The organism is Nocardiopsis prasina DSM 43845 (assembly GCF_000341265.1).
In the GTDB taxonomy this organism is placed as follows: Bacteria; Actinomycetota; Actinomycetes; order Streptosporangiales; family Streptosporangiaceae; genus Nocardiopsis; species Nocardiopsis prasina.
Genome location: NZ_ANAE01000194.1, coordinates 1 through 25,268, shown reverse-complemented (window position 1 = coordinate 25,268; position 25,268 = coordinate 1). Strand labels below are relative to the sequence as shown.

The 25,268-nt window shown below is 68.6% G+C and carries 25 protein-coding genes and 2 tRNA genes; 11 read left to right on the top strand and 16 right to left on the bottom strand.

Features of this window, described 5'->3' with window-relative positions; translation table 11 throughout:
- Window positions 1-4 precede the first annotated feature (4 nt).
- The 7 genes from pheA to D452_RS0123770 form a co-directional block, all read right to left on the bottom strand.
- A complete protein-coding gene (gene pheA / locus D452_RS0123800; protein WP_017546645.1) occupies window positions 5-952 on the bottom strand; it encodes a prephenate dehydratase in 948 nt (315 codons plus the stop codon).
- Window positions 953-989: 37 nt separating this feature from the next.
- Window positions 990-1,577, bottom strand: a complete 588-nt coding sequence (locus tag D452_RS0123795) for a DUF4446 family protein (protein WP_017546644.1) — start codon at window positions 1,575-1,577, stop codon at window positions 990-992.
- Between the two features lie 36 nt (window positions 1,578-1,613).
- Window positions 1,614-2,468 carry a glycosyltransferase gene (locus D452_RS0123790; RefSeq protein ID WP_017546643.1) on the bottom strand — a complete coding sequence of 285 codons (855 nt, stop codon included), beginning with the start codon at window positions 2,466-2,468 and terminating at the stop codon, window positions 1,614-1,616.
- 4 nt (window positions 2,469-2,472) lie between these two features.
- On the bottom strand, window positions 2,473-2,829 hold the full coding sequence (locus tag D452_RS0123785) for an STAS domain-containing protein (RefSeq protein ID WP_193374276.1): 357 nt from the start codon (window positions 2,827-2,829) through the stop codon (window positions 2,473-2,475).
- A gap of 130 nt (window positions 2,830-2,959) precedes the next feature.
- The gene (locus D452_RS0123780) at window positions 2,960-3,550 is read right to left on the bottom strand and encodes an ATP-binding protein (protein ID WP_017546641.1); all 591 of its coding nucleotides are present in this window, start codon (window positions 3,548-3,550) and stop codon (window positions 2,960-2,962) included.
- A gap of 227 nt (window positions 3,551-3,777) precedes the next feature.
- Complete coding sequence (locus D452_RS0123775) at window positions 3,778-5,703, bottom strand: sensor histidine kinase (RefSeq protein WP_017546640.1); 1,926 nt, start codon at window positions 5,701-5,703, stop codon at window positions 3,778-3,780.
- 89 nt (window positions 5,704-5,792) lie between these two features.
- The gene (locus D452_RS0123770; protein ID WP_017546639.1) at window positions 5,793-6,125 is read right to left on the bottom strand and encodes a rhodanese-like domain-containing protein; all 333 of its coding nucleotides are present in this window, start codon (window positions 6,123-6,125) and stop codon (window positions 5,793-5,795) included.
- Between the two features lie 82 nt (window positions 6,126-6,207).
- On the opposite strand from D452_RS0123770, the gene D452_RS0123765 reads away from it, so the two are divergent.
- Window positions 6,208-6,699: an SSI family serine proteinase inhibitor gene (locus D452_RS0123765; RefSeq protein ID WP_017546638.1), complete on the top strand. Its 492-nt coding sequence runs from the start codon at window positions 6,208-6,210 to the stop codon at window positions 6,697-6,699.
- A gap of 59 nt (window positions 6,700-6,758) precedes the next feature.
- On the opposite strand, the gene D452_RS0123760 is transcribed toward D452_RS0123765, so the two are convergent.
- Window positions 6,759-7,370 carry a TenA family protein gene (locus D452_RS0123760; RefSeq protein ID WP_017546637.1) on the bottom strand — a complete coding sequence of 204 codons (612 nt, stop codon included), beginning with the start codon at window positions 7,368-7,370 and terminating at the stop codon, window positions 6,759-6,761.
- 425 nt (window positions 7,371-7,795) lie between these two features.
- A tRNA-Leu gene (locus D452_RS0123755) sits at window positions 7,796-7,881 on the bottom strand.
- Window positions 7,882-8,109: 228 nt separating this feature from the next.
- On the opposite strand from D452_RS0123755, the gene D452_RS0123750 reads away from it, so the two are divergent.
- From D452_RS0123750 to D452_RS0123715, 8 genes are all read left to right on the top strand, one after another.
- The gene (locus D452_RS0123750; protein ID WP_017546636.1) at window positions 8,110-8,874 is read left to right on the top strand and encodes an FhaA domain-containing protein; all 765 of its coding nucleotides are present in this window, start codon (window positions 8,110-8,112) and stop codon (window positions 8,872-8,874) included.
- A 292-nt stretch (window positions 8,875-9,166) separates the two neighbouring features.
- Window positions 9,167-9,667 carry an FHA domain-containing protein FhaB/FipA gene (locus tag D452_RS0123745; protein ID WP_193374275.1) on the top strand — a complete coding sequence of 167 codons (501 nt, stop codon included), beginning with the start codon at window positions 9,167-9,169 and terminating at the stop codon, window positions 9,665-9,667.
- A complete protein-coding gene (locus D452_RS0123740; protein WP_017546634.1) occupies window positions 9,664-11,052 on the top strand; it encodes a Stp1/IreP family PP2C-type Ser/Thr phosphatase in 1,389 nt (462 codons plus the stop codon). Before D452_RS0123745 ends, D452_RS0123740 begins: the two co-directional genes overlap by 4 nt.
- Window positions 11,053-11,056: 4 nt before the next feature.
- Complete coding sequence (locus tag D452_RS0123735) at window positions 11,057-12,463, top strand: FtsW/RodA/SpoVE family cell cycle protein (RefSeq protein ID WP_017546633.1); 1,407 nt, start codon at window positions 11,057-11,059, stop codon at window positions 12,461-12,463.
- On the top strand, window positions 12,460-13,923 hold the full coding sequence (locus tag D452_RS0123730; RefSeq protein WP_017546632.1) for a peptidoglycan D,D-transpeptidase FtsI family protein: 1,464 nt from the start codon (window positions 12,460-12,462) through the stop codon (window positions 13,921-13,923). Before D452_RS0123735 ends, D452_RS0123730 begins: the two co-directional genes overlap by 4 nt.
- Window positions 13,923-15,404: a serine/threonine-protein kinase gene (locus D452_RS0123725; RefSeq protein WP_017546631.1), complete on the top strand. Its 1,482-nt coding sequence runs from the start codon at window positions 13,923-13,925 to the stop codon at window positions 15,402-15,404. The genes D452_RS0123730 and D452_RS0123725 overlap by 1 nt, the downstream gene beginning before the upstream one ends.
- An 80-nt stretch (window positions 15,405-15,484) precedes the next feature.
- Complete coding sequence (gene pknB / locus D452_RS0123720; RefSeq protein WP_040694760.1) at window positions 15,485-17,296, top strand: Stk1 family PASTA domain-containing Ser/Thr kinase; 1,812 nt, start codon at window positions 15,485-15,487, stop codon at window positions 17,294-17,296.
- Window positions 17,297-17,469: 173 nt separating this feature from the next.
- Window positions 17,470-17,724 (top strand): cell division protein CrgA, encoded by a 255-nt coding sequence (locus D452_RS0123715; RefSeq protein WP_017546629.1) that lies wholly within the window; start codon window positions 17,470-17,472, stop codon window positions 17,722-17,724.
- Window positions 17,725-17,975: 251 nt separating this feature from the next.
- On the opposite strand, the gene D452_RS0123710 is transcribed toward D452_RS0123715, so the two are convergent.
- Both D452_RS0123710 and D452_RS0123705 read right to left on the bottom strand, forming a co-directional pair.
- Window positions 17,976-18,692: a rhomboid family intramembrane serine protease gene (locus tag D452_RS0123710; protein WP_239646438.1), complete on the bottom strand. Its 717-nt coding sequence runs from the start codon at window positions 18,690-18,692 to the stop codon at window positions 17,976-17,978.
- 246 nt (window positions 18,693-18,938) lie between these two features.
- Complete coding sequence (locus D452_RS0123705) at window positions 18,939-19,463, bottom strand: peptidylprolyl isomerase (RefSeq protein WP_017546627.1); 525 nt, start codon at window positions 19,461-19,463, stop codon at window positions 18,939-18,941.
- A 243-nt stretch (window positions 19,464-19,706) separates the two neighbouring features.
- Here D452_RS0123705 and D452_RS0123700 point away from each other — a divergent pair, with 243 nt between their 5' ends.
- Window positions 19,707-20,264, top strand: coding sequence for a hypothetical protein (locus D452_RS0123700; protein ID WP_017546626.1), 558 nt, complete (start codon window positions 19,707-19,709; stop codon window positions 20,262-20,264).
- A 118-nt stretch (window positions 20,265-20,382) separates the two neighbouring features.
- Here the strand turns inward: D452_RS0123700 and D452_RS0123695 are convergent, their stop codons facing one another.
- The 5 genes from D452_RS0123695 to D452_RS0123675 all read right to left on the bottom strand — a co-directional run bounded on the left by D452_RS0123695 (window position 20,383) and on the right by D452_RS0123675 (window position 23,830).
- The gene (locus D452_RS0123695; RefSeq protein WP_017546625.1) at window positions 20,383-21,033 is read right to left on the bottom strand and encodes a DUF1707 and DUF4870 domain-containing protein; all 651 of its coding nucleotides are present in this window, start codon (window positions 21,031-21,033) and stop codon (window positions 20,383-20,385) included.
- A gap of 260 nt (window positions 21,034-21,293) precedes the next feature.
- Window positions 21,294-21,626 (bottom strand): WhiB family transcriptional regulator, encoded by a 333-nt coding sequence (locus tag D452_RS31775; RefSeq protein ID WP_026129623.1) that lies wholly within the window; start codon window positions 21,624-21,626, stop codon window positions 21,294-21,296.
- A gap of 837 nt (window positions 21,627-22,463) precedes the next feature.
- Window positions 22,464-22,536: transfer RNA gene (locus D452_RS0123685), tRNA-Ala, on the bottom strand.
- A gap of 155 nt (window positions 22,537-22,691) precedes the next feature.
- Window positions 22,692-22,814, bottom strand: a complete 123-nt coding sequence (locus tag D452_RS31515) for a DLW-39 family protein (RefSeq protein ID WP_014912962.1) — start codon at window positions 22,812-22,814, stop codon at window positions 22,692-22,694.
- Between the two features lie 185 nt (window positions 22,815-22,999).
- Window positions 23,000-23,830, bottom strand: a complete 831-nt coding sequence (locus D452_RS0123675) for a helix-turn-helix domain-containing protein (RefSeq protein ID WP_083927607.1) — start codon at window positions 23,828-23,830, stop codon at window positions 23,000-23,002.
- A gap of 227 nt (window positions 23,831-24,057) precedes the next feature.
- On the opposite strand from D452_RS0123675, the gene D452_RS0123670 reads away from it, so the two are divergent.
- Window positions 24,058-24,366, top strand: a complete 309-nt coding sequence (locus tag D452_RS0123670; protein ID WP_017546622.1) for a hypothetical protein — start codon at window positions 24,058-24,060, stop codon at window positions 24,364-24,366.
- Window positions 24,367-25,268: the final 902 nt, after the last annotated feature.

The window sequence follows — 25,268 nt, the reverse complement described above, 5'->3', positions numbered from 1 at the left end:
CGGCTCAGCCTGTCTCGCCCGCGCGCACGCGGGTGAGCCAGAGTTCGGCCTCAGCGAAGTCCGCGTCGGTGGCCGGGCGGGGGCGCATCGCCGGGGTGATCTCGGTGTCCCGGTCGCCGCGCGGGTAGCTGCCCAGGAAGCGCACGTCCCGGCAGACCCGGCGGATGCCCATGAGGGCCTCACCGACGCGCGCCTCGGCGACGTGCCCCTCGGCGTCGATGCAGAAGCAGTAGCTGCCGAGGCCGTCGCCGGTGGGGCGCGACTCCAGGCGGGTGAGGTTCACACCGCGCACCGCGAACTGGTTGAGCACCTCGATGAGCGCTCCGGGGTGGTCGTCGGCGATGAAGGCCACCAGTGAGGTCCGGTCGGCGCCGGTGGGCTCGGGGAGCGCCCCGGCGCGGGACAGGTAGACGAAGCGGGTGGCGGCGTCGGGGCGGTCGCCCACCCCGGTGGCCAGTGCCCTCAGCCCGTAGCGCTCACCCGCGATGACCGCGCAGATGGCGGCGTCGTAGGGGGCTCCCGGCTCGGACACGGCGCGCGCGGCGGCGGCCGTGGAGGACACGGTGTGGGTGTCGGCCTCGGGCAGGTTGCGGGCGAGCCAGCCACGGCACTGAGCGAGGGCGTGGGGGTGGGTGGCCACCCGCTTGACGTCCTCCAGCACGGTTCCGGGCCGGACGAAGAGAGCGAACTCGACCGGGACGGCGGTCTCCCCTGTGATGAGCAGGGGCTCGCCGTCGATGAGTTCGGCGATGGTGGCGGTGACCCCGCCCTCCACCGAGTTCTCCAGCGGAACGACCCCGCCGTCCACGACCCCGGCTCGGACCGCGTCGAAGACCGCCGCCACACCGTCGCACGGGACGCGTGCCTCTTCGGTTGCTTCCGGACGCAGATCGCGCAGGGCGGCTTCGGTGAAGGTGCCCTCAGGGCCGAGGTAGGCGTAACGGTTGGGCATACTGCTCAGGCTATACGCAGCCGGTGACCCCGGGTGGTCACTTCTCCGGGCGGGGCGCCGGAGGAACGTGGGTTCCTCCGCTGCCCTCGGGCGAGGTGTCGGCGTCCTCGGCGCCGCTCTCCTTCCCCTCGGCCCCCCGCACCACCGTGACCAGGGCTTCCGCACCCTCGTCGGATTCGTCGGCGGACGGACCGGCGGGTTCGGCCGGGGTGGGGTCGGGCAGCGTGGCCCCGATCCCGTTGCCCAGGCGCGCCGAGCGGATCACCCGGTACTCCTCGGGGCTGAGCAGGTGGTCGGCCTCGCCCCGGGTGACGGCCTTGGCATAGGTGCGGGTCTCGGTACGCCCGTTGATGGACGTGACGACCACTCCGTCACCGTGGCTGTTGAGCATGGCCAGGGAGAAGGAGCGGGCGCCCGACATCTCCTCCAGGGCGTCGTAGTGCAGGACGGCCACGTCGCGGACGGCCCTGGGGTCGGCCCCCGAGGCGTTGACCGCGAGGGCGCGTTGGGCCAGGACCTGGTACTCACTGCGGACCTGGCGGGTCCGGTACAGCGCGTACACACCGAGGGCGAGCCCGGCAAGCCCGGCGAACAGTGCGATGGATGCGATGAAGGTAGTGAACACAGCGCGAGCGTATCCCTACGCATCGCGCCCATGGGGTCACTCTTGGCGATTTTTGCGAGTAATGTGCCCGGTTTTTCGGATGTGTTCACGCCCGCCGCCGCTGCTCCTGGCCGTCACTCCCTGCCAGGTCCGGCGCAGTGTCGGCCGCAGCTCACGGGCGGTCAGGGCACGGGCGACGTCCACGAACTGGTGCGCGCGGTGCAGCTGGGCGCGCAGGTCGGTGCCGGTCGCGCGGTGCTCCAGCGGTACCTCGACCTCCATGACGCGGAAGCCCGCGTGCAGGACGTCGATGGTCAGCCCGGTCTCGACCCCGAACCCGGGGGCGAGGGGCCGCGCCGCTTCGAAGGCCGCACGGCTCATGCAGCGCTGTCCGTTCAGCGGCTGCTCGGGCTCCCACCCGGTGCTCCTGCGCACGCCCTCCCGGGCCAGGCGGACCACGAATCCGTGCCCGCCCAGTCGCAGCCGGGTGGCCGGGAACAGCGCGATGGTCATGTCCGAGGTACCCGCCAGCACCGGCTCCACCAGGGGCGCCGCGTCCTTGGCGGTCTCCCCGAGGTCGGCGTCGAGGAAGAGCAGGTGGCGCGGGGCACGGATGGCCCCCTCCGCCGCCTCGCGCTCCTCGGTCAGGCGCACGCCCTCGGCGCCCGTCTCCATGGCGGCGCCCTTGCCCCGGTTGCGGCCGTGCCTGAGTACCCTGGCCCCCGCCTCGAGGGCGAGGTCCGCGGTGCGGTCGGTGGAACCGTCGTCGACCACCACGACCAGGTCGACACCCGGCAGCGTGTGGGCGGCCACAATGGTGGCGCCGATGCGGTCGTCCTCGTTCTTGGCGGCGATCACCACGGCGACCGCCGCGTCCGTCGGCTCTTCGGGCCGTCCTCGTACCACGGACACCCGGCTACTGCGCCGAACCGGTTCCCGCGGCCACCGGCGACGCGTCGACGTCGGGATGGATCACGAAGACCTCGTCCAGACCGGTGACCTGAAGGACCTTCATGACCGCCGGCTTGGGCGCCACGAGCTCCAGGTCCCCGCCCCGGTCACGGGAGCGCTTCATGGCGGAGAGCAGGACGCTGATCCCCGTCGAGTCGCAGAACTCCGCCCTCGACATGTCGATGACCAGGCGCCGTGCCCCCATCTCCAGGGACTCGACGAGTTCAGTGCGCAACTGGGGTGCCGTGTACAGATCGATCTCACCGCCCACGGTTACCACTGCGACGTCATCTTGAGATCGGCTTGATATCTTCAACTCCACGGTCGTGACTGTAGCGTCCACGCCAAGGCCAGGCCACCTCGTTGGCGGCGTTTCGCTACATCGGTCACGTTCCTCCGCTCGAAACCACCGAAAGACCAGCTCAAAGCGGATCAGACCGGTGATTCCCGGGTCAGGGCAGGACACTCCAGGCGTGCTGGCCCTCGCGGACACCCAGGTCGAGTTCGACCACGTCGGCCGCGTACGACCGGGCGCACCCCTCGTCCGAGACGGGGGCGTTCGCGACGGTGTCCCCCGCTTCCTCGGCGATCTCCAGCACCGCCCAGACCGTGGTCGTCGTGGCGTCCATCTCGGTGCCCCAACGGCCGGCGAGGGACTGCACGATGCCCAGGCCGCGCCCGCCCAGACCCGAAAGCGAGGGGCGGGACACCCGGGGCATGGTGGTGGAGCCGCCGTCGCGCACCGAGATCTCCAACCAGTCAGCGGTCGGGCCGTCCGGGTCGATCTCGGCCCGCCAGCACACACCCACCGTGTCGTCGGGGAGGGCACTGGCGTGTCTGAGGGCGTTGCTGACCAGTTCGCTGAGGATCAGGGCCGCGTCGTCGATCCGGTCCGCCCTGACGTCCAGGGCGCGCAGGTCCGCGCAGAGCGCCTGTCTGGCCCCGGTGACGCTCTCGGGAACGTAGGGAAGGATGACGCTTCGCTCGACCTTCCGAGGCGCGCGGTGGCCCCCGTCGTCGTGTGCGGCGTTGTCTCCTGACACAGCTTTCGTCCCCGCGAGTTCGTGCTTCTCGGTCGGTCCGGAACTCGCCCGAAGTGTGCCAGCGAATTCCACCAGGGGTGGAAATGCCCCGATCCCCCGCAGGGGAAACCAGCCCGTGGGCGAATCCACGTGGACGATCCCGGCCACGCCCGCGTACAACTCCGACGTGACAGGGCTTGAGGGGCCGTTGAGGTTTTTGTTGTTTTCTGTGTGTCGCCGTGTCCGTTCTACGCCTTTGCCGGGGAAACCTCCGGCTCTCCCCTGCTCTTCGGCGTTTCGGACCCCAGGACGCCGAGCTCGGCGTCCTCACCCCGGTGCCGGGGCAGGGTGACCCGCATCCGGGTGCCGTTCTCCATCCGGTGCGCGGTCACCTCACCGCCCTGTTCCCGCACCAGCTGGCGCACGATGTACAGGCCGATCCCGAGCCCGCTGTACCCCCGGCGGTCTCCCCGTTCACCGCTCTGGAAGAAGCGCTCGAAGATCCGTTCCTCGTCACCCGGGTCGATCCCGATGCCTTCGTCGTCCACGTGGATGGTGACGACGTCCTCGTCCTCCTGGACGGTGACCCGCACGGTCCCGCCGCTGGGTGAGAACTTCAGCGAGTTCTCCAGCAGCTGGTCGATGACCATCCCCGTGACCAGGGGGTCTCCCACTGTCCACAGGGTTCCGCCGGAGTCCAGGATCAGCTCCTGGCGCTCGGCCAGGGGACGGAAGGCCGTCACGGACTGGCCCAACAGCTCCACGAGGTCGAAGGGGACCTTGTCCACGGTCATCTCGCCGCTGGCCACGTCCGAGCCCAGTCGCAGCCGCTCCACCAGCTTGGCCAGCGAACGGGCGCGGTCGAGGATGATCTCGCTCGCCTCCTGACGACCCTCCGGGCCCAGCCGCTCACCCTTGCGGGACAGCAGCGCCGCGTACCCCTGGATCACCGTCACGGGTGTGCGCAGTTCGTGCCCGGTGCTGGCCAGGAAGAACTCCCGCTCCTCCTCCAGCGCCTTCTGCGCGGTGATGTCGCGGAAGTCCACCACCCACTCGTCGGTGTCCGGGATGCGCGCCATGAGGATCTCCAACCACCGGCCGCCCTCGTTCTTGTGCTTGACGGGCTCACCGTGCGCGGCCGGTATCGGGAACGGCGGGTGACGGCCCTCCATCTCCTCGAACGAGTAGCCGGTCAGCTCCGCGGCCGACCGGTTCCACTTGCGGACCTTGCCGGTGGAGTCCAGCACCGCGATCCCGTCCGCGCTGGAGTCCGACACCGCCTGCTCCCTGGCCCGCTGGAGCTTGAGTTCCTCGTAGGCCATCGCGTTGCCTATGGCCACCCCGGCGTGCTCCGCCAGCAGTTCCAGGAGCTCCAGCTCCACGTGCCCGACCCTGCGCTCGCTGTACAGCGCGTACAGGGCGCCGTAGGGGCGGCCCTGCACGTTGGACACGCACAGGGCGATGGTGTGCAGGCCGGGCAGGTCGGCCCAGACCAGGTCCTCCAGGCTGCGGGTGGCGCTGTTGGCAAGGAGCACGGACTTGCCGCTGCGCAGGAGCTCGCCGAACAGGCTGGACTCCAGGGGCGCGCTGACCCCGTACAGCTCCTCCGACAGGTGGGTGAGGCTGACCAGCTCCACCCGGTTCTCGTTGAGCAGGACGAACCCGCCCGCGTCGGCACCGGTCAGCTCGGTGAGGCTGCTGATGATGCGGTCCAGGACCGACTTGAGGCTGAGGTCCGCGTTGATGTCGGCGACCACGTCGGTCAGCCGTCGCACCAGGCGGGCGCGCTCCATGGCGGAGGTCTGCGCCTGGACCTCCTTCTCGCTCGGGTAGAGCACCAGCACCCACCCGGCGTGGCTCCCGCGCTCGTCGTGCACGCAACCGGTGCTGACCCGCACGTCGACGGCGGTGCCGTCCCTGCGCATGCGGCGGGTGAAGATCGTCAACGGGGTCCCGTTGCGCACCTGTTCCAGCACCGCGCCGTGCTCCGGCCGCAGTTCCTTGGGGATGATCGGCAGCTCGCCGCCGAGCACCTCGGCGGCGGGCCAGCCGAACATCCGCTCGGCCGCCGGGTTCCAGACGGTGACCCGCAGCCGGTCGTCGATGCCGATGACCGCGTCCGCCGAGGACGCCAGCACGGCTTCGGCACTGAGGGGCGCGCGGTCGGAACTCACGTCGTCATAGTGCCATTCGTGGGGCTCCGCGTGGCGGGCCTTCGCACAATCCGACCAAATTCGACGACCACCGCGTCACAGCGTGACCACTAGATGACTGTGGGCTCACCTTCGCCCTCGGCCGCCATGTCACGGGCGGCGTGCTGCCAGGCCTGCATGCCCCCGGCGACGTTGACCGCGTCCCAACCGGCCTGGTTGAGCGCCATCGTCGCCTGGGCCGAGCGTCCGCCCACCCGGCAGACCACGTAGACCTTCCGATCCTTGGGCACCTCGCCCGCGCGCTCCCCCAGCGTCCGCAGCGGGATGTGCGCGGCGCCGGGCACGTGGCCGGCCCTCCACTCGTCGTCCTCGCGGACGTCGAGAAGGTAGGCGCCCTCGGGCACGTCGTTGACGAGGACCTCGGCGACCTGCTCACCGAACATGTTGGTGACTCCCTGTGTCGGGTGTGTTCCGAAAATCGAGAAAACGGTGGAACCCGGGAACCGGGCCCTCCGTCCAACCAGTATGCGTAAGCACACCTTCGCAACGGCCCTGCCGACCCGCCTCGCCGCACTCGCAGCTCTTGGCCTGCTCCTCACGGCCTGCGGCAACGAGCCCACCGAGGTGAACGCGCCGGCTCCCGACCAGACAGCCCCCGACGAGACGACCCCCGACGAGTCCGCCGAAGTGGAACTCGTGATCGAACGCTCGCTGTCCGAAGAGGACGCCCTGACCCCCGAGGAGGGGTTCGAGGAGGACGAGTGGACGCTCACCTGTGCCCCTGCGGGCGGTGACCACCCCGACCCCGAGGCCGCGTGCGCGGAGATCGAGGCCGTCGGGACCGAACCCTTCACCCTCGACACCAGCGACGCCATGTGCACGATGCAGATCGGCGGCCCCGAGGTCGTCCGCGTCACCGGGCACGTGAACGGCACCGACATCGACACCGAGTTCAACAAGCGCGACGGTTGTGAGATCGAGCGCTTCGAAGAGGTCCACACGGTCCTCAACCCGTAGGACCACGGTCCTCGACGAGTGGAACCACGGAGGGGCGGACCCGGTCCGCCCCTCCGCGTCTACGCGTAGGGGGTGTCCCAGAAGGCCACCTCGTGGCGCATGCCCTCCAGGAAGAAGCGCTCCGCCCTCGCCGGATCGGGTCGCGCCTCCTCCAGCATGCGTCCGTACTTCCGGGTCAGATCGGTGAAGGCCGGATCGGCGTAGGTGTCGATCCACCGCTGGTACCTGGGGTCCTCCGGCCTGGCCCGGGCCAGTTCGAGCCCCAGCGTGTTGTAGCCCCACATGCACGGGTAAACGGCCGCCAGCCCGTCCCGGTAGTCGGCGGCCGCGTCCAGGAGCCAGGACGTGTAGGCCTCGCAGGCGGCGCCCTTCTCCTTGGTGTCCAGGTCCGCGCCGAACTCCCCGGACAGGGAGCGGTGCAGCTCCAGTTCCTCGGTCAGGGTGCTGTGCGCGATCCCGACCAGGTCGGCGAGGTGGCCGTCCGGCGCCTGCCAGGCGAGCCGGGAGAAGGCCCGGGCGTAGTCCAGCAGGTACAGGTGGTCCTGCTCCAGCCAGTACCGGAAGGCCCGTTCGTCGAGGTCGCCCCGGGCGATCCCGGAGACCGTCGGATGCGCGAGCTGTTCGGCGACCAGCGGCCGCCCGATGTCGTGAAGTCTCTCGATGATTCCCACGCCCGGAGTGTCCCATTCGCACGGATGGTCCCCGGAACCCGCCACCCTCGGTGTCCGCATCCGGCCCCGACCTAACGATCGAAGATCGTTAGTGGGCAGCCCGGCCCGTTGGGGCAACCCGAATCCCGTGCTCAACGGCGACCGAAAGCCGCGCCACGCCCGAAGTCCCGACAGAACTGCCAAAAACGGCAGACCGACTCCAACGGAGGACCAACCCGCACGCCTGACCAGGCACAAGGACCAGCCGTGGACCCGAGCGCCCCACCACACGGAGAGCCAGGGGACCGGCTCATCCACGGACGTGCCGGAAGCCGGACGACCGGAGGCCGAGTGGCACATCGGGGGCGCTGCGCTTCGCTCCCACAGGGCACAACGAAACGACCCCGGAAGCTGGCCTGAGGCCAACGACCAGGGTCGTCTTCGTTTGGTGCGCGAGGAGGGATTTGAACCCTCACATCCTTTCGGACACACGGACCTGAACCGTGCGCGTCTACCGTTCCGCCACCCGCGCTGGTGTGACTCATGAAGTTGTGTTGCCAGGTGATCCGGGCGTTTTGCCTGTTCCCCCTGGCGACATGAATAAGGCTAGCACGGCTTCAAGGCGGGTTGCACACCGTTTGTCGCGGGCCCGGATCAGGGCTCCCGGAGCCTCCCGACAGGGGTGCGCCTGAAACCAGGGACACCCGGGCCCGGTTACGATCGTCTACACATACGGAGTGGAGTACAAGGGAGGTACCTCGTGGGAGTGCTCCAACGCTTCGAGCGCAGGCTTGAGGGCATGATCGAAGGCACCTTCGCGATGGCCTTCAAGTCTGAGCTCCAGCCGGTCGAGGTCGCGAGCGCGGTCCAGCGTGAGATGGACGAGCGCGCGGCGATCGTCGCCCAGGGACGCACACTGGTTCCGAACGACTTCATCGTCGAGCTCTCGGCCAGTGACAAGGAGCGCCTGGAAGTCTACGCCGACAGCCTCGGCCAGGAACTGTCCAAGCTGGCCCGCGACTACGCGACCGAACAGGGCTACTCGTTCGTCGGTCCGGTGCGGGTGCAGTTCAGGTCGGACGAGGGTCTGAAGACGGGTCGCTTCCGCATCCGCTCGGGCGTCGTCCGAGGAACGATGGTCAAGGACGGAGAGGTCCGTCAGCCCGTCGGCGACCCGGGCCCGGGCGGGGGACCGCGCCAGACCGGCCGTCCCCGACTGCTGATCTCCCCCGGCGGCGCGACCGCCGAGGGCAACATCGCCAGCCAGGGCATGCAGCAGTCCTTCGAGCTGACCACACCGGTCACCCTGCTGGGGCGCGGCACCGACTGCGATCTGCGCCTGGTGGACAACGGTGTCTCACGTCACCACGTGGAGATCCGGGTCGACGGCGACGAGGTCGTCCTGGAGGACAAGGGGTCCACGAACGGGACCTTCGTCAACGGACAGCAGGTCAGGCAGGCCAGGTTGGTGGACGGGACCCGGATCAGCCTGGGCCGTACCACGATGACCTTCCGCCGGGACTGACCGCCCGGCCCCGATCCGTCGGGCGATCCGGCCGAACCGGACCGCAACCAACCGCCCCGATTCGGCGTCTGAAAGGTCGATGTCCGAGTCAGGCCTGGTATGGACCTGTGTCGGAACTCCGGCCGGGAGGGTAGTCTCCGCGATGACCTGACCGATCGGGCAGAATGGCCGCGCCCGGCTGGGCCGCGGACCAGCGACCCAGACTCACCGACTCGAAGGTGGGGCAGAAACGGTGGCGGCGCCGATGACCGCCACCCCGGCCGAAGCACGACAGGGGCTGAAGAGCAGTTCGATGTCCAACTTGACCCTCATATTGATCAAGATCGCGTACCTCGCGGTGCTTTGGCTGTTCGTCCTCATGGCGGTCGGCGTCATCCGCACGGACCTCTTCGGCCAGTCGAAGAAGAAGCCCCGGAAGAAACCTCGCCCCTCCTCGGCGCGTCCGGCCCCGCGCCGCGCGGCGTCGTCGTCCCAGGAGCGACCGCAGCGTCCCCGCCGCAACGAGCCCACGGTCCTGGCCGTGACCCAGGGCCCGTTGACGGGAACCACGGTCAACCTGTCCTCACAGCCCATCCTCATCGGCCGCGCCCCGGACTCGACACTGGTCATCACCGATGACTACGCCTCGGGTCGCCACGCGCGCGTCTACTCCGAAAACGGCCGCTGGTTCGTCGAGGACCTGAACTCCACCAACGGCACCTACCTCGGCCAGCAGAAGCTGAACCGCCCCCAGCCCATCACGGTGGGTCAGCCCATCCGTATCGGCAAAACCGTCCTGGAACTGCGCAAATGACAATCGCTCTCCGATACGCGGCGTACTCCGACGTTGGATGCCTCCGCGAAGGCAACGAAGACTCCGGCTACGCCGGCCAACACCTCCTCGCGGTAGCCGACGGCATGGGCGGTTACGCGGGCGGTGAGGTGGCCAGCTCCATCGCCATCTCGTCCATCCGCCAGCTCGACACCCAGGACGACCCCAAGGCCGAGGAGATGGCCGAGGTCCTCCAGCGCGCGGTCGAGCGGGCCAACGAGTCGCTCGCCATCCGCATCCGGCAGGAACCCCAGCTGGAGAACATGGGCACGACCCTGACCGCCATGCTGTGGTCGGGCTCCCAGGCCGCCCTGATCCACATCGGCGACTCGCGCGCCTACCTGCTGCGCGGTCCGCGCTTCGAGCAGATCACCCACGACCACACCCTGGTGCAGACCCTCGTCGACGAGGGCAAGATCACCGAGGAGGAGGTCGCCACCCACCCGCAGAGGTCGCTGATCCTGCGCGCGCTGGACGGCAAGACCCCCGTCGACCCGGACATCTCCATCAGCAAGGCGAAGGTCGGCGACCGCTACCTGCTCTGCTCCGACGGCCTGTCCGGCGTGGTCAGCAAGAAGACGATCCACGAGACGCTCGTCGCCGAGACCGACCCGCGCGGGGCCGCGAAGAAGCTGATCGAGCTGGCCATCCGCGGCGGCGGCCCGGACAACATCACCGCGGTCGTCGCGGACGTCATCGAGACGGACACCGACCGCGAGGGTCCGACCAACGTCTCCCACACGGTGGGCGCGGCCGACCAGCGCGACGAGTCGACGGGGCCGAACGAGACCAGCCCCGCCAGACGGGCGCAGGAGCTGCGCGGCGCGGGAGGCGACACCGCCGAACTCGACCCGGTCCGGGAGAACGCCCAGAACCAGGACCCCGCCTACGGCGCCCCCTACGAGGAGCGGGCCTACGACACCCACGACGACTACGACGCGCCGCCCTCGCGTGGCCGGGACGCCGAGCCCGAGTACCGCACGCGCAGCTGGTGGCCGATCATCGTGGTCTTCATCGTGGTGGTGGCGCTGGTCGCGGGCGGCGGTTACTACTTCGGCCGCCAGTACGTGGAGAGCCAGTTCTACGTGGGCCTGTCCCCGAACGGCGAGACGGTCAGCGTCTACCAGGGCATCGACACCGACATCGCGGGCATCAGCCTCTCCGACGAGGTCGAGACGACCGACCTCCAGTTGGGGTCGCTCTCCGAGGCCGACCAGGAACTGGTCAGGAACACCATCACGGTCGACGACCGTGCCGACGCCACCCGCGTCGTCGGGGAGCTGGAGGAGGCCGCCGACGGCGCCGCCTCGAACGGGTCCACGACGGGCGGCGCCAACAGGGAGACCGAGACCGAGGAATCGGGGTGACCCTGTGAGTACCACCGCGCCCGAGGCGCCCACGGCACTCCCCCCGATCCAGCGCCGCAACGCGGAGCTGGTCCTGATCGGGATCACCATCCTCATCACCATGGGTGCGATGGCGATCTCGGGTCTGAACCTCAACGGCCAGGTCCCCGGCGCCATGTGGGGCTACGGCCTCATCTTCGGAGCCCTGGCCCTCGCCACCCACGTGGCACTGCGCTTCATCGCCCCCTACGCGGACCCGCTCATCCTTCCGTGCGCGCTGTTCCTCAACGGCATCGGCGTCGCGATGATCTGGCGTCTGGACGCCGCGGACTCCGGCGAGATCGAGCACGCGGGCGTCGGCATGCAGCTGATCTGGACCGCGGTCGGCATGGTGATGTGCATCGCCCTGCTGTTCTTCCTCAAGGAGCCGCGGGTCCTCCAGCGCTACACCTACATCAGCGCGCTGGCCGCTCTGATCCTCATCGCCCTCCCGATGATCCCGGGTCTGGGCGTCTCCGAGTACGGCGCCCGGCGGTGGATCGGCATCGCGGGCCGCACGATCCAGCCCTCCGAGTTCGCCAAGATCGCGCTGGTGATCTTCCTGGCGTCCTACCTGGTCACCAAACGGCAGGTGCTGTCGTTGGCGGCCCGGCAGGTGAAGATCGGCCGGTTCAAGATCCTGGACCTGCCGCGCGCCCGTGACTTCATGCCGATGGTCGTCGGCTGGGTCGCGGCGATCGGTCTGCTGGTCATCACCAAGGACCTCGGCACCTCGCTGCTGCTCTTCGGCACCTTCCTGGCGATGCTGTACGTCGCCACCCAGCGCTCCTCCTGGGTGATCATCGGCCTGACCGTGTTCCTCGGGGCGGCCGCGCTCGCCTTCCAGCTCTTCTGGCACTTCCGCCAGCGCGTCGACATCTGGTTCAACGCCTTCGACCAGGAGGTCTACGACCGTCTGGGCGGCAGCATGCAGCTGGTCCAGGGCCAGATCGGCATGGCGTACGGCGGACTGTTCGGCACCGGCATGGGCGGCGGCCAGGCCCACAACATCTTCGCCGCCGACAGCGACTTCATCCTGGCCTCCCTCTCGGAGGACCTCGGGCTGACCGGCCTCATGGCGATCCTGATCGTCATCTTCATCCTGGTGGAGCGGGGCATGCGCATCGCCCTGGCCTCCCGTGAGCTGTTCGTCAAGATGCTCGCCAGCGGCCTGGCCTTCGTCATGTGCTTCCAGGTGTTCGTGGTGCTCGGCGGCCTGACCCGGCTCATCCCCCTGACCGGTATGACCACGCCCTTCATGGCCGCGGGTGGTTCCGCCCTCATGGCCAGCTGGTTGATGATCGGCCTGTTGCTCCGGATGAGCGACAACGCGCGGCGCCCGGCGCCGCAGGCCATCCAGGACGAGGGGGCCACCCAGGTGATCCAGCGATGAACACACCCATCCGACGCCTCAGCGTCTTCTCGATGATCCTGTTCGCCGCCCTGATGGTCCAGCTGACCTACATCCAGGGGTTCCAGGCCGAGGCCATCCGCGACGACCCGCTGAACGCGCGCCAGTACACCGAGCGCCTCAGCGAGCAGCGCGGTCCGATCGTGATCGGTGACGAGAACGTCGCCTCCTCCACGAACATCTCGGAGGAGGGCGACCCGGCCCGCTACCAGCGCGAGTACGTCGGCGGCAGCATGTACACCCCCGTCGTCGGCTCGTTCCGCCGGTTCGGCGCCTCGGGGATCGAGTACACGGAGAACGCCCTGCTGGACGGCAGCGACGACCGTCTCGCCGTGCGCAACTTCCGCGACATCATCACCGGCCGCGAGCCCGAGGGCGCGCGGATCGAGCTGACCATCGACCCGGCTGTGCAGGAGGCCGGTTTCCGGGGCTTCGAGGCGCTGGGCAAGAACGGCTCCGCCGTGGCCCTGGACCCGAACACCGGAGCGGTCCTCGGTTCTGTCTCCTACCCGTCCTACGACGGCAACGACGTCTCCAGCATCACCGACGTCACCGAGGCCAACGAGAACTACGTGGCTCTGGAGAACGACCCCAACCAGCCGCTGCTCAACCGGGCACTGCGCGAGCGCTACCCTCCGGGTTCGACGTTCAAGATCGTGACGGCCGCCGCCGCCATCGAGCACCTGGACGCCGGTCCGGACAGCACCATGGACGCCCCGGACGTCCTGGAACTGGGGCACTCGCTGCCCAACGCGACCCCGGGCGGCACCTGCAACGGCGGGCAGCCGGACACCCTGGCCCACTCCATCCAGATCTCCTGCAACACCTCGATGGCCAACTGGGCGATCGAGATGGGCGGGGAGGCCCTGGCGGACCAGGCCTCGGCGTTCGGCTTCTCCAAGACCCCCGACGAGCGCGACACGCTGACCGTCCCCATGGACGTCGTGCCGAGCCTGGCGCCGGTCGAGGACGACCGCAACATCCTGGGGCGCGCGGGCATCGGGCAGTCCAACGTCGAGGCGACGCCGCTCCAGATGGCCATGGTCGCCGCCGGTGTGGCCAACTCCGGCGAGGTCATGCACCCGTACCTGGTCGACTCGGTGCGCGACGCGGACCGCTCGGTGGTCACCCAGACCACCCCCGAGGTCTACAGCCAGGCGATGAGCGCCAGCACGGCGTCCACCCTGACGGACATGATGGTCCTGGTGACCGGCCCGGACGGGTCCGGCACCAACGGCGCCATCCGGGGCATCGACGTCGCGGGCAAGACCGGTACCGCCGAGACCGGCGGTGAGAGCGGAACGCACAACTGGTTCATCGGATTCGCACCCGCGGACGACCCGCAGGTCGCGGTCGCCGTGGTGATCGAGCACGGCGGCGGCAGCGGTGGCGAACTCGCCGCGCCGATCGCCCGCCAGATGATGGAGGCAGTGGTCCAGTAGTGAGCGCCTACGAGCCGTCTTCCCAGAACGGCCCCGGTGGACTGGCCGGGGCCGTTCTGAGCAACCGTTACCGCCTGGAGGAGCAGATCGGCTCCGGCGGTATGGGCACCGTGTGGCGGGCGACCGACACACTGCTCAACCGTTCCGTCGCGGTGAAGCTGCTGCACCCGGCCCAGATGGCCGAGCCGACGGCACGAGAGCGCTTCCGAACGGAGGGCCGGATCACCGCCGGCCTGTCCCACCCGGGGATCGCCCAGGTCTTCGACTACGGCGAGGAGGAGGGCCGCGCGTTCCTGATCATGGAACTCGTGGTCAGCGAGCCGCTGTCTCAGGTCCTGCGCGAGCAGGGCCAACTCAGCTCCGACCAGACCCTGGACTTCGTGTGCCAGGCGGCCAAGGCGCTCGCCGCGGCGCACGCCCGCGGTGTGGTGCACCGCGACATCAAGCCGGGCAACCTCCTGGTGACCGAGGACGGCCAGCTCAAACTGACCGACTTCGGTATCGCCCGGGGTGACACGTCGGTGACCCTGACCCAGACCGGCATGGTCATGGGCACCGCCCAGTACATCTCGCCCGAGCAGGCGTCGGGTCGGCCCGCGAGCGCCGCTTCCGACGTGTACGCGCTCGGTGTGGTGGCCTACGAGTGTCTGGCGGGGACGCCCCCGTTCACCGGGGACAGCCCGGTCGCCCTGGCGCTCGCGCACACCCGCGACGATCCGCCCGAGCTGCCCGAGTACGTTCCCGCCGACATCGACGACCTGGTCTTCTCGATGTTGCAGAAGGACCCGGAGGACCGCCCCTCCTCGGCGGGCGAGGTCGCGCACCTGGCCGCGGTCATCCGCTCCAACGCGGGCACCGGGCCGCCCACCCCCTCCACCGGTTTCCACGGCATGGCCCAGACGATGGTGGTCGGTTCCGTGCCGGACGGCGGACCCCGTACCGGACCGTCCGGAACCGTGCGGCGAACCGCCGGACAGTCAGCCGTAACCCCTGTTCAGGGCGGCGATTCGGCTAGTCTGGCCGAGGGTTCGGGGACGGAGCGACGCATCCGGACCCCCGTGGTGTTGGCCGCGGTGGCCGCGACCATCCTGATCGTGGCCGCGGCCGTGGCGGGGTTCGTCTTCAGCCCGGACCGCGACACCCAGAATGTCAACGACAGCACGAAGCCCCCGACCTCCGAGGTCTCCCCCTCGCCCACCCCCAGTGAGGACGAGGACGAGGACGAGGAGATCGAGCCCCATGTGCCGGTGGACGACACGCCGCACTGGACGCCCGATCCCGGCGGCTGGGAGGAGACGGAGAGCCCCCTGCCCGATGAGGGCGAGGAGGAGCCGACCGTCCCCGAGGACGACGAGAGCGACGGATCCGAGGAGGATCCCGGCACCGACGAACCCGCACCCGACCCGGAGGCCCCCGGTGACGGCGAAGGCGGGGGCAACGAACCCCCGCCCGGCTCGGGCGGTGGCAACAATCCTCCGTGAAGAGGGAACGAGCCAGAGACGATCAGGGTAGGCGGCGGCCCTCGGGCGGCTTCCGGATGACACGAGGATGAGTGCACGACATGTCCCAGCCCCGGCTTCTCGGCGGCCGCTACGAACTCGACACGGTGGTCGGGCGCGGCGGCATGGCCGAGGTACACCGCGCACGCGACCTCCGGCTCGACCGGCTCGTCGCCATCAAGACGCTCCGCCACGACCTGGCACGAGACCACGTCTTCCAGGCGCGCTTCCGTAGGGAGGCGCAGTCGGCGGCGTCCCTGAACCACCCGGCGATCATCGCGGTGTACGACACCGGCGAGGACATGGTCGACGGGGTCTCCATCCCGTACATCGTCATGGAGTTCGTGGACGGGCGCACGCTCAAGGAGCTCCTGGACGACGACCGCAAGCTGCTGCCGGAGCGTTCGGCCGAGCTGGTGGACGGCATCCTCAAGGCCCTGGAGTACAGCCACGACAACGGGATCGTCCACCGGGACATCAAGCCCGCCAACGTGATGCTGACCAAGAACGCCGAAGTCAAGGTGATGGACTTCGGCATCGCCCGGTCGATGGACGACAACCAGGCGACGATGACCCAGACCTCCCAGGTCATCGGCACCGCACAGTACCTCTCCCCTGAGCAGGCGCGCGGTGAGCGTGTCGACCCCCGCAGCGACATCTACTCGACCGGCTGCGTGCTCTACGAACTGCTCACCAACCGGCCGCCGTTCACCGGCGACTCCCCCGTCTCGATCGCCTACCAGCACGTCCGTGAGGACCCGGTTCCGCCGTCCGAGCTGGACGGGCAGATCCCGGAGTGGCTGGAGGACGTCACCCTCCGCGCGATGACCAAGGACCGCGAGGAGCGGTACCAGAACGCCGCCGAGATGCGCGCGGACATCCAGCGCGGTCTGGCCGGGATGCCCACCCAGGCCGGCACCATGGCGATGGCCGCGGCCGGGGCGACCACCGCGATGCCGCCCGCTGGCGACGACCGGTACGACGACTACGACGATGACGACTACGACGACTACCGGGACGAGAAGAAGGGCGGCGGGGGCAAGGCGGCCCTGTGGACCCTGCTGGCCCTGGGCGTGATCGGCTCGATCATCCTGGTGTTCTTCCTGCTGAGCCAGAACAGCAGGGACGACGTGGCGACGATGGCCGTCCCCGACCTGGCAGGGAGCACACTGCCGGAGGCGGAGGCCCAGCTCACCGAGGACGGGTTCGAGAACTTCCGCTCCGAGCAGAGGGCCGACGACGAGGTCGAGGAGGGGACGGTCATCGAGACCGACCCCACGGCCGGATCGGAGATCGAGGCCACCACCTCCATCGTCGTCTACGTCTCCTCCGGCCCCGGGGCCGTGGAGGTTCCGAACGTGGAGAACCAGTCGGAGGCCGACGCGCTGTCGACGCTCAACGGCGCCGGCTTCGAGAACGTCACCACCGACCGCAGGGCTGACGACAGCATCGCCGAGGGCAACGCGGTGGGGACCGAGCCTGACTCGGGCACGGACGCCGACCCCTCCGAGGAGATCACGCTGATCATCTCCTCCGGCCCCGACCAGGTGGGGGTGCCCGACCTCCAGAGGATGACGCGCGAGCAGGCGGAGAACGCGCTCAGCTCCGCGGGGCTCAGCGGCGACTTCCAGGAGCAGGAGAACGGCGACGCCCCGGAGGGGACCGTCATCAGCCAGTCGCCCTCCGCCGGGCAGAACGTGAACACGGGAAGCACGGTGACCGTGACGCTGGCGGTGGCCCCGGCAGAACAGCCCACCGACCCCGACGAGCCCACGGACCCGGAGGAGCCCACCGACCCCGGTGAGCCCGACGTGCCGACCTTCCCCGACTTCCCGGGCCCGGGTGGGGACGACTTCGTCTTCCGCAGGAACTAGGAGACGGTTGACACGACGGCGGGCGGGTGCTCCGAGGAGCCCCGCCCGCCGTCGTGTGCGCTCCGCAAGCCCGAGGCGTTGGGCTATTGGAACCTTCCTCCAGTGACGTGCGCCCCACCCGACCCGTAGACTGTGTTCGTTCCGAACCGCCGCTAATCCTTGGAGCAACGACCGTGCCCAAGTCCCGCAACGACCGCAAGAAGAAGGCTGTCTACACGCCGCCTCCTTCCAAAGAGAAGCCGAAGGTCAGTCCGCGTTGGCTCGTGCCGACGATGCTGGGGTTCTTCATCCTGGGCATTCTCTGGATCGCGGTCTACTACATCGCGGGTTCCCAGGTGCCCTACATGCAGGACTGGCACAACTGGAACCTGCTGATCGGCTTCAGCGGGATCATCGTGGCCGTCATCCTGTCCACGCGCTGGCACTGACCCCCGTCGCGCACCGCGCGGCACCCCCGACCCGAGCGGTCCGACAACGGCGCCGACGTCCCCCGTGGGCGTTCCACCAGCCTTGATCAGGTTTTCCACAGGGTTATCCACAGGCTGTGGGTAGCTCTGTTCGCATGCCCGGAAACGGAAGCGACCGACCAGCGTCCCGGGGCGGTGCGGCCCCGGTACCAGGAAGGCCCCCGGAGGAGTCGAACTCCTCCGGGGGCCTTCCTGGTACCGATCGGGTCGGCTCAGACGGACAGCACCGAGAACCAGAGCGTCGGCGCCAGGAACAGCAGCACGATCAGCAGGACCACGAAGGACGCCACGAGGACCGTGTGCGTCAGGGTCCGCCGCCCCTCCCGACCCGACGCCCCGGACGGCAGGTAGGCGAAGGCCGCGCCGAGGGCGAGCCCCGCCACGAGGCCGCCGATGTGCGCCGTCCAGGAGATGCCGGGAACCAGGAACGTGATGCCCAGGTTGAGCGCCAGCAGGACCAGGATCATCCGCATGTCCAGCCGGAGGCGCCGGCCGATCACGAAGACCGCCCCGAAGAGGGCGAAGATCGCGCCGGAGGCACCCACCGAGAGCTGACCGGGAGCGAAGAGCGCGCTCATGACGGACCCGGCCAGGGCGCCCGTCACCCACAGCGCGACGAACCGGCCGTGCCCGAGCCAGCGCTCCAACTGCTGCCCCAGGAGGTACATCGCGTACCCGTTGAACAGCAGGTGCATGACACCGCCGTGCAGGAACGCCGCGGTGATCAGCCGGTACCACTCGTGTTGCAGGATCGCGGCGAAGCCGTGCATCCCGAACTCGACGACCAGCGGTGACCGCCCGGCCTGGCCGACCGGGTCGGAGGTGCCCAGCTGCACGAGGAAGCCCACCGCCATCAGAGCCAGGATCGTCCAGGTCACGTAGGGCTTCTGGACGACCCGGCCGCCGAAGGTGGTCCGTGCGGACCGCACGCTCCGGTTCCCCTCCGCCACGCACTCGGGGCACTGGAACCCGACAGACGCCTCGACCATGCAGTCCGGGCAGATCGGCCGCGAGCACCGGGTGCAGCTGACGCCGGTCTCCCGACCGGAGTGCCGGTAGCAGGTACGGGGTGTTCCCGGCTCGGAGCCGGGTTCGGACGGGCTTCCTGGCGGAGGGGGGTACGCGGTCATGGGTGGGTCGTCACTCCTCTGGGTCTCACCGCTGTGGTTCCCGGTCTAGCGGGTGATCTCGACGCTGTTGATCACCACGTCCTCGTGGGGACGGTCCTGCGCGTCGGTCGAGACCTTGGTGATCTCGTTGACGACGTCACTGCCCTCGACGACCTCGCCGAAGATGGTGTGACGGCCGTTGAGCCAGTACGGCTCACCGACGGTGATGAAGAACTGCGAACCGTTGGTGCCCGGGCCCGCGTTGGCCATGGCCAGCAGGAACGGACGGTCGAAGCTCAGGTCCGGGTGGATCTCGTCCCCGAACTTGTAGCCGGGGCCGCCGCGACCGGTGCCCAGCGGGTCCCCGCCCTGAATCATGAAGCCGTCGATGACGCGGTGGAAGACCGTGCCCTCGTAGAGGCTGCTGTTGGACGGCTTGCCCGTGGTGGGGTCCACCCACTGCTTGGAACCGTCGGCCAGCCCGATGAAGTTGGCGACCGTTTCCGGCGCCTGCTCCTCGAAGAGCTTGACGACGATGGTTCCCTTGGAGGTGTTCAGCCGCGCGGTGGGCTGACCCGTGGAGTCCGACACCTCAGTGCCTTTCGGTCGAGTGAGATTTACGTGCTCACGTTACCCGTCCGTCCACCGCGTTTCGCCTGAACCCGATCGGCCCTTGACGGTGTCGAAACGTAGATCACAGACGCAGAGGACGTATGTTGAGATAACACCCGGATAACGGGGAAGGACGACGGGAAGCCGCCCGGGGGGCCGCACGCGTCGGCCGCCGGGTGGAGGAACCCAACGAACCTGAGATCGATCGAAGGAGCTGACGACGTGCCTATCACTGCCAAGCGTCGCAAGGCACGCAAGGAGGCCGAGGCCAGCCTCGCCCGCTTGCAGGACCTGGCCAAGGAGCAGGCCGACCGTTTCGGCCCGTACGCAGACCAGGCGCGGGACCAGGCGGCGCTCAGGCTCCTCCAGGCGCGTGGATGGACCGCTCCTCGACTGGAGACCGCCGCGCTCCGTGTCGAGGACACTGTGGCGCCCAGGGTGGCCGGGCTGCTGACCACGGCCGCGCAGCGGATCGACCCGAAGCCGAGTCGCCGCGGGCTGCGGCTGCTCCGGCGCGGGAACCGCCGTGTGCCTCGAGGGGTGCTGATCGGTGGCGCCGCCGTGGTCGGCGGCGTGATCGTGTACTCGCTCATCCGTATGCGCCAGGCCTCACAGGACGCCGAGTGGCAGGAACACCTGGACCAGGCCCGCGAGCAGGTCCGTGAGACCCGTGAGCACCTGGAGGAGAAGGCCTCGGACGCCGCGGACACCGCTACCGAGACCGCCAAGGCCACCAAGGCCAAGGCGAAGGAGACGGTCCGCGCCGCCAAGAAGGACTGACGTCCCGGACCTGACATCCCCCTCCCGGTGAGGGCGGGGCCCCTCCGGGAGGGGCCCGCCGACCGGTCCGTTCTGTGAGCCGCGTCGAAGTATCGGCGCGGCCTCAGTCGTGTTCGGGTCAGTTGTCCTTGATCAGGCGGTAGACCAGCGGGTACTTCCAACTCCGGCCCATCAGGGCTCCGGCCGCCGCGATGATCGGCAGGATGAACCAGCCGAGGAAGATTCCGACCAGGACGAGGGCCGGTAGCACCAGCCAGACCAGCAGGAGGCTCACGATCGCGCCGACGAGGCAGAAGAGCTGGAAGTTGAGCGCCTCCATGGCCTGGCGCCGCAGGTACGGCGACAGCTCCCCGCCGATGAGCAGCAGTACCAGCGGGGCCAGGAAGGGAAGGAAGAACGCGGACAGGTGTCCCGCGGCCGCCCCGACCTTCTCCACCGGGTTGTCGGTGGTCAGCTGCGGCTCCTTCTCTCCCTTGCCCTGTTGCGGGCCCGCAGCCCCGCGGGCGTTCCCGGTCCCGCCGGGCGAGACGCTGACCCCCAGGTCGGCCGTGAGCGGCACGAGGTCGGCGCTGACCTTGGCCCGCATCGCGTGGTCGAGCCGGTCACCGAACTCGTCCTCGTCCAACTGTCCCTGCGAGTAGGCCTCGCGGAGCACCTCGGCCACGGCGTCGCGGTCGGCGTGGGTCAGCCGGATCTGCGGATCGGGAACGGCGGGGCTCTGATCCCACGGGTTCCGCCTCGGCGGCTTCTGAGGGTTCTGCACGGCCATCCCCACTCCCAGTGTGCTCGGTGAGCACGGCCGTACGAGGATGACCGCGCCCTCCTCCATGATGCGGCATCACACGCGGCGCGGGTATGGGGGGCGTCCCTGATCCTCCCCTGATCCGGTCCTCCCCCCGAGGGAGGAGACCGGCATCGACTTTGGTCGGAACGCGCCACACACCGCCGCGGTCGCCGTCACGGATGGGCGCGAGCATCCCCGTGGCCGACCGTCATCCGTCCGGGCTCCCCTCCCAGACGGGTCTCACCTCACTGACGCGCGGCCGCGGGCACCCCGGGACGCGCCACGGGCTCCTGCTCGGTCCGATCCTCCTCGTAGCGCCGCTCGGCGCTGGTGAGCAGGTCGAACCAGCTCGTCACGTCCTTGCGCCGACGCAGCAGGGCACGGCGCTCGCGTTCGGTCATGCCTCCCCAGACACCGAACTCGATCCGACTGTCCAGCGCCTCGGCGAGGCACTGGGTACGCACCGGGCATCCCCGGCAGATGAGCTTCGCGCGGTTCTGCGCGGCACCCTGAACGAACAGGGCGTCAGGGTCGATTTCGCGGCACTTGGCTCGGGCCGCCATCTTCTCATTCCACATGTTGCCCCACTCCCAAGATCAGCATGTGTGGTGTTCGAATCCCACCGGACGGCTCAGGCCTTCCGGTGGACGAGGAACAGCGGACCGAAGCGAGGACGGTGCACGATGCCGGGCGGGGGGCCGCGCGGCTCGCCTTCGGGGGTCGTCGTTTCGGCGCGCTGTCTTTCTCGTTGTCGTTGGTGTCGAAACTACGGATCGCCGGAGTTCACCAACAGGCCCCAAGAGGCCTATTTCTCATATGGCCCACTAGGACCATTGCCTCTTCAGGAAGTGTCATCATACACACACGGAGAGTCACTGCATGTGATACAAGCACCCCTGCGCAACCACAATGAAAGGTCGGTCTCAGACCATTCCCTGAAAAGCATGATGACCTGCGACTTCACGCCATCCCAAGAGCGACTGTCCCCACTGCGACAGGCCTGCCCCAACAGGACAGGCTGTCACCGAACCCACCCGATCGGGCTATGCGGACGCCCCGGACAGACGTGCAGGGCAACCACACAGGTCCCCCAATTCACTCCCACACGAACACATACAGAACTACTGTTTAGTAACCTCGTGGAATTTTTCGCCCGACCGTTCCGGAGCACCCCACCCAATGTGACCAAAGGTCCCAGCACCGGGATTTCGGCACGAATGGCTCACGGTCCATGATTCGCGGCGGTCCACCAGGACCTGCTTGGCGTCGCCCCGATCGAACAGCGTGGTCCTGGCGCCCGCGCGCGCCAACGAGAACATCACCGGCGTGTCCGCCCCCTACGGGATGACCGAGAGACGGGTCTCCCACCAAAACGAAGAAGCGGCCCTGTGCCAAGCACAGGACCGCTTCAGGGGTGGAGCCAAGGGGAGTCGAACCCCTGACCTCCGGTATGCAAAACCGGCGCTCTGCCAGCTGAGCTATGGCCCCGTCGGGCCCGGGAACTTCCAGGCCACTCCGAGAGCATACCCGCATCGTGGGGCCGCACAGCACAAAGCCGTGGGTCGCACCACGGGATTGTCGGCCCACCCACGTCTTCGTGTCACCTGGAAAGCTCTCGGCCCCTCATGAAGGCCGAAGGGCGATCAGCTCTCGCTGGCCGCGGTGGCTTCCGTCCACAGGTCGAGCTCGGCGCGGTCCGCCTGGATCTTGCGGTAGACGGCGAAAGCCCCGAGGGCCACCAGCGCCAGAACGATGATCTTCTTCACTGTCCGGACCCTTTCACTGTTGGAAAACCGGTCGTACGCACGGGCTCCCTGAACGAGAGCCCCGTGGGCAACTTTATGAGGTTGTCACCTAGCAGACTAGCAAGCCATGGCGGGCGGTCCCTGCCATGGTGGACGGATTCACACCGTCTTCTTCCGCTGATCCGCCCTGAGGGGGTTCCGTACGGTCAGGTCAACAGCGCCATCCGCCCCAGGATCCCGACCGTGGACTGGGGGGAGGCCGCGATGCGCGTGAGCTTCTCCCAGACCCTCCGGCACGAACGGAGCGACTCCTCCGCCTCGACGATCCCCCCGCCCTGCGTGGCCTCCACGTACGCGAGGTCGGCCTCGTCCTCCTCGAACTCCAGTATGGAGAAGGGGCCCGCCAACCCCGGATGGGGTCCCGCGGACGTCGGCAGCAGCTGGACCGTCACATGCGGCTCGGATGCCAGCTCGACGATCCTCCTCGTCTGCCCGCGCAACAGGCCCAGATCACCGGAGACGCGTTGAAGGGCGTCCTCCTCGACGACCGCGTGGTAGTGCCCCAGGGAGCCGGAGTCGAGAATCTCCTGGCGTTTCAGGTACGCGGCGACCATCCGCTCCGCCGCGTGGTCCCCGTGCCCCAGCCCTCGCGCCAGGGCGGCCGTGTAGTCGGGTGTCTGCAACAGATCGGGGACCAGGATGCCCGCATAGGACCTCAACGACACGGCTCCGGCCTCGTTCCCCACGTAGGCCGACGACAGCACGTCCTCGTACTCGGTCCACCAGGGCCTCAGCCGCGACTCCCGCACCAGCGTCAGGACGGCCTCCCGCTGCCCCCCGGTGACCCCGTACAACCGCAGCAGCGCGGAGATCTCCATGACCGAGGGCCACTTGCGGATACCCGTCTCGATGTGACCCAGCTTGGCCGGCGACCACTCCAGCTCCTCCGCCACGTCGTTGAGGGTCATGCCCGCCTGGACACGGCGACGTCGGAGTTCGGCGGACAGTCGCCGTCGGCGAACAGTGGGGCTAGTCATAGCACTGATCCAATGACGCAGAGTGTCGGGTCTCTCAGCGAAACACGACACCTAGCATCTAGCAATGAGTTTCTAGAAAAGAGCGACCGATTCGATGCATTACGAGACGGACCTCAAAGCCAAAACCGAAGGTTTGTTACGATAAGTAACCACATCCGCCACACGAACCCACAGTTGGAAAGCGCGTACGATGCTTGAGGGCGTACCCGCACACATAGAGGAAACCCATGAGCTACCCGCTTGACGACGCAGAGCAGTTGATCGCGAACGCGGAGGCCCAGATGCCACCCAGCACCCGGTCACGCCTGATCGCGAAACTCCGCATGGGTAAGCACATCGACGACGCCGCCAAGGAGCTGGACATCAGCCCCAAGCAGGTCTTCTCGACGGCGCGAGTCCTCAAGCCCTTCGGCGAGCAGCTCGACGCCACGCTCACGAGCCAGCGCGACCCCTCACTCCCCCACGGCAGCGTCACCGGCTACAACAAGCGCTGCCGCTGCCCCGAGTGCCGCGGCGCCCTCCAACAGCGGGTCTGAACCACCCCGTCCTCTTCCGGCCACCTCCCCCACCTGCACCAACTCCCCGTTAACCCAGACTTCTCGAACCAATACGCCGAACAGAGGCTTACGGACGTGGAAGTTGGGGAGACCGCTGAACATGAACGAGCACGTGGACTGGTCGACGTTGAGCGAGGACGACTTCGTTGCGCTGCTGCGGCAGCTCATAGACACACCAGAAGCCGACGAGGACTGACCCCCTCTTCGGAGCTGCACCACACCCACGAGCGCCCCACCCTCCTGCGGGTACCACTTACTGCACCCCACACCGCCGTTGTGAAGCAGTGGCCCGCAGGGGGTCGAACCGCGTGCTGTTGCGACCCGCACGGCACCACCCCCTCACCCCCAGGGGGTGCGCTTGAAGCTCGGAGACCGCTGGTTGAACCCGCACGGCGCAAATCCCCTCAGACACAGCGGGGTACAAACGTGCACCTGTGTGCTTGGTTCAGTGGTGCGGGTTGGCCGTAGAGCGGCAAGTGGCGCCCGGACGGCGGGGGTTTTTACCAGAGGTGGGGACACGCATCTCTAGAACACGTCAGTAGTCCTGGGGGGTGGCCCGTGTCCGTACTTGGCCCTGAACTACCAGACGTGCACCGCTCTACACATCCGCCAAGTGCGGTGCGGGCACAGCACCATCCACCCACCCCGCCCTGAATAAACCGAGAAACCCCAAGGGGTACGGTTGAACCCGCACCCGACCGCCTTTAGCTAATGGGAAAAACGGGTTGGCCGTAGAAAGGCCGCGCCACAGCAACCCCCACCGGCGAGGCCGCACACCCACACCAACCCCCAGTGGCCCTCGGCCCCGGGAGATCTCTCATAACCCAACCCACACCCGAAAACCACAATTCACAAACGCACAAACAACCCCAACAAAAAAA

What these genes read in the sequence shown, in the direction of transcription:
- pheA (WP_017546645.1), bottom strand. Translation starts at nt 952, where the DNA reads ATGCCCAACCGTTACGCCTACCTCGGCCCTGAGGGCACCTTCACCGAA.
- D452_RS0123770 (WP_017546639.1), bottom strand. Translation starts at nt 6,125, where the DNA reads ATGTTCGGTGAGCAGGTCGCCGAGGTCCTCGTCAACGACGTGCCCGAG.
- D452_RS0123765 (WP_017546638.1), top strand. Translation starts at nt 6,208, where the DNA reads ATGCGTAAGCACACCTTCGCAACGGCCCTGCCGACCCGCCTCGCCGCA.
- D452_RS0123745 (WP_193374275.1), top strand. Translation starts at nt 9,167, where the DNA reads ATGTCCAACTTGACCCTCATATTGATCAAGATCGCGTACCTCGCGGTG.
- D452_RS0123740 (WP_017546634.1), top strand. Translation starts at nt 9,664, where the DNA reads ATGACAATCGCTCTCCGATACGCGGCGTACTCCGACGTTGGATGCCTC.
- D452_RS0123730 (WP_017546632.1), top strand. Translation starts at nt 12,460, where the DNA reads ATGAACACACCCATCCGACGCCTCAGCGTCTTCTCGATGATCCTGTTC.
- pknB (WP_040694760.1), top strand. Translation starts at nt 15,485, where the DNA reads ATGTCCCAGCCCCGGCTTCTCGGCGGCCGCTACGAACTCGACACGGTG.
- D452_RS0123695 (WP_017546625.1), bottom strand. Translation starts at nt 21,033, where the DNA reads ATGGCCGTGCAGAACCCTCAGAAGCCGCCGAGGCGGAACCCGTGGGAT.
- D452_RS31775 (WP_026129623.1), bottom strand. Translation starts at nt 21,626, where the DNA reads ATGTGGAATGAGAAGATGGCGGCCCGAGCCAAGTGCCGCGAAATCGAC.
- D452_RS0123675 (WP_083927607.1), bottom strand. Translation starts at nt 23,830, where the DNA reads ATGACTAGCCCCACTGTTCGCCGACGGCGACTGTCCGCCGAACTCCGA.
- D452_RS0123670 (WP_017546622.1), top strand. Translation starts at nt 24,058, where the DNA reads ATGAGCTACCCGCTTGACGACGCAGAGCAGTTGATCGCGAACGCGGAG.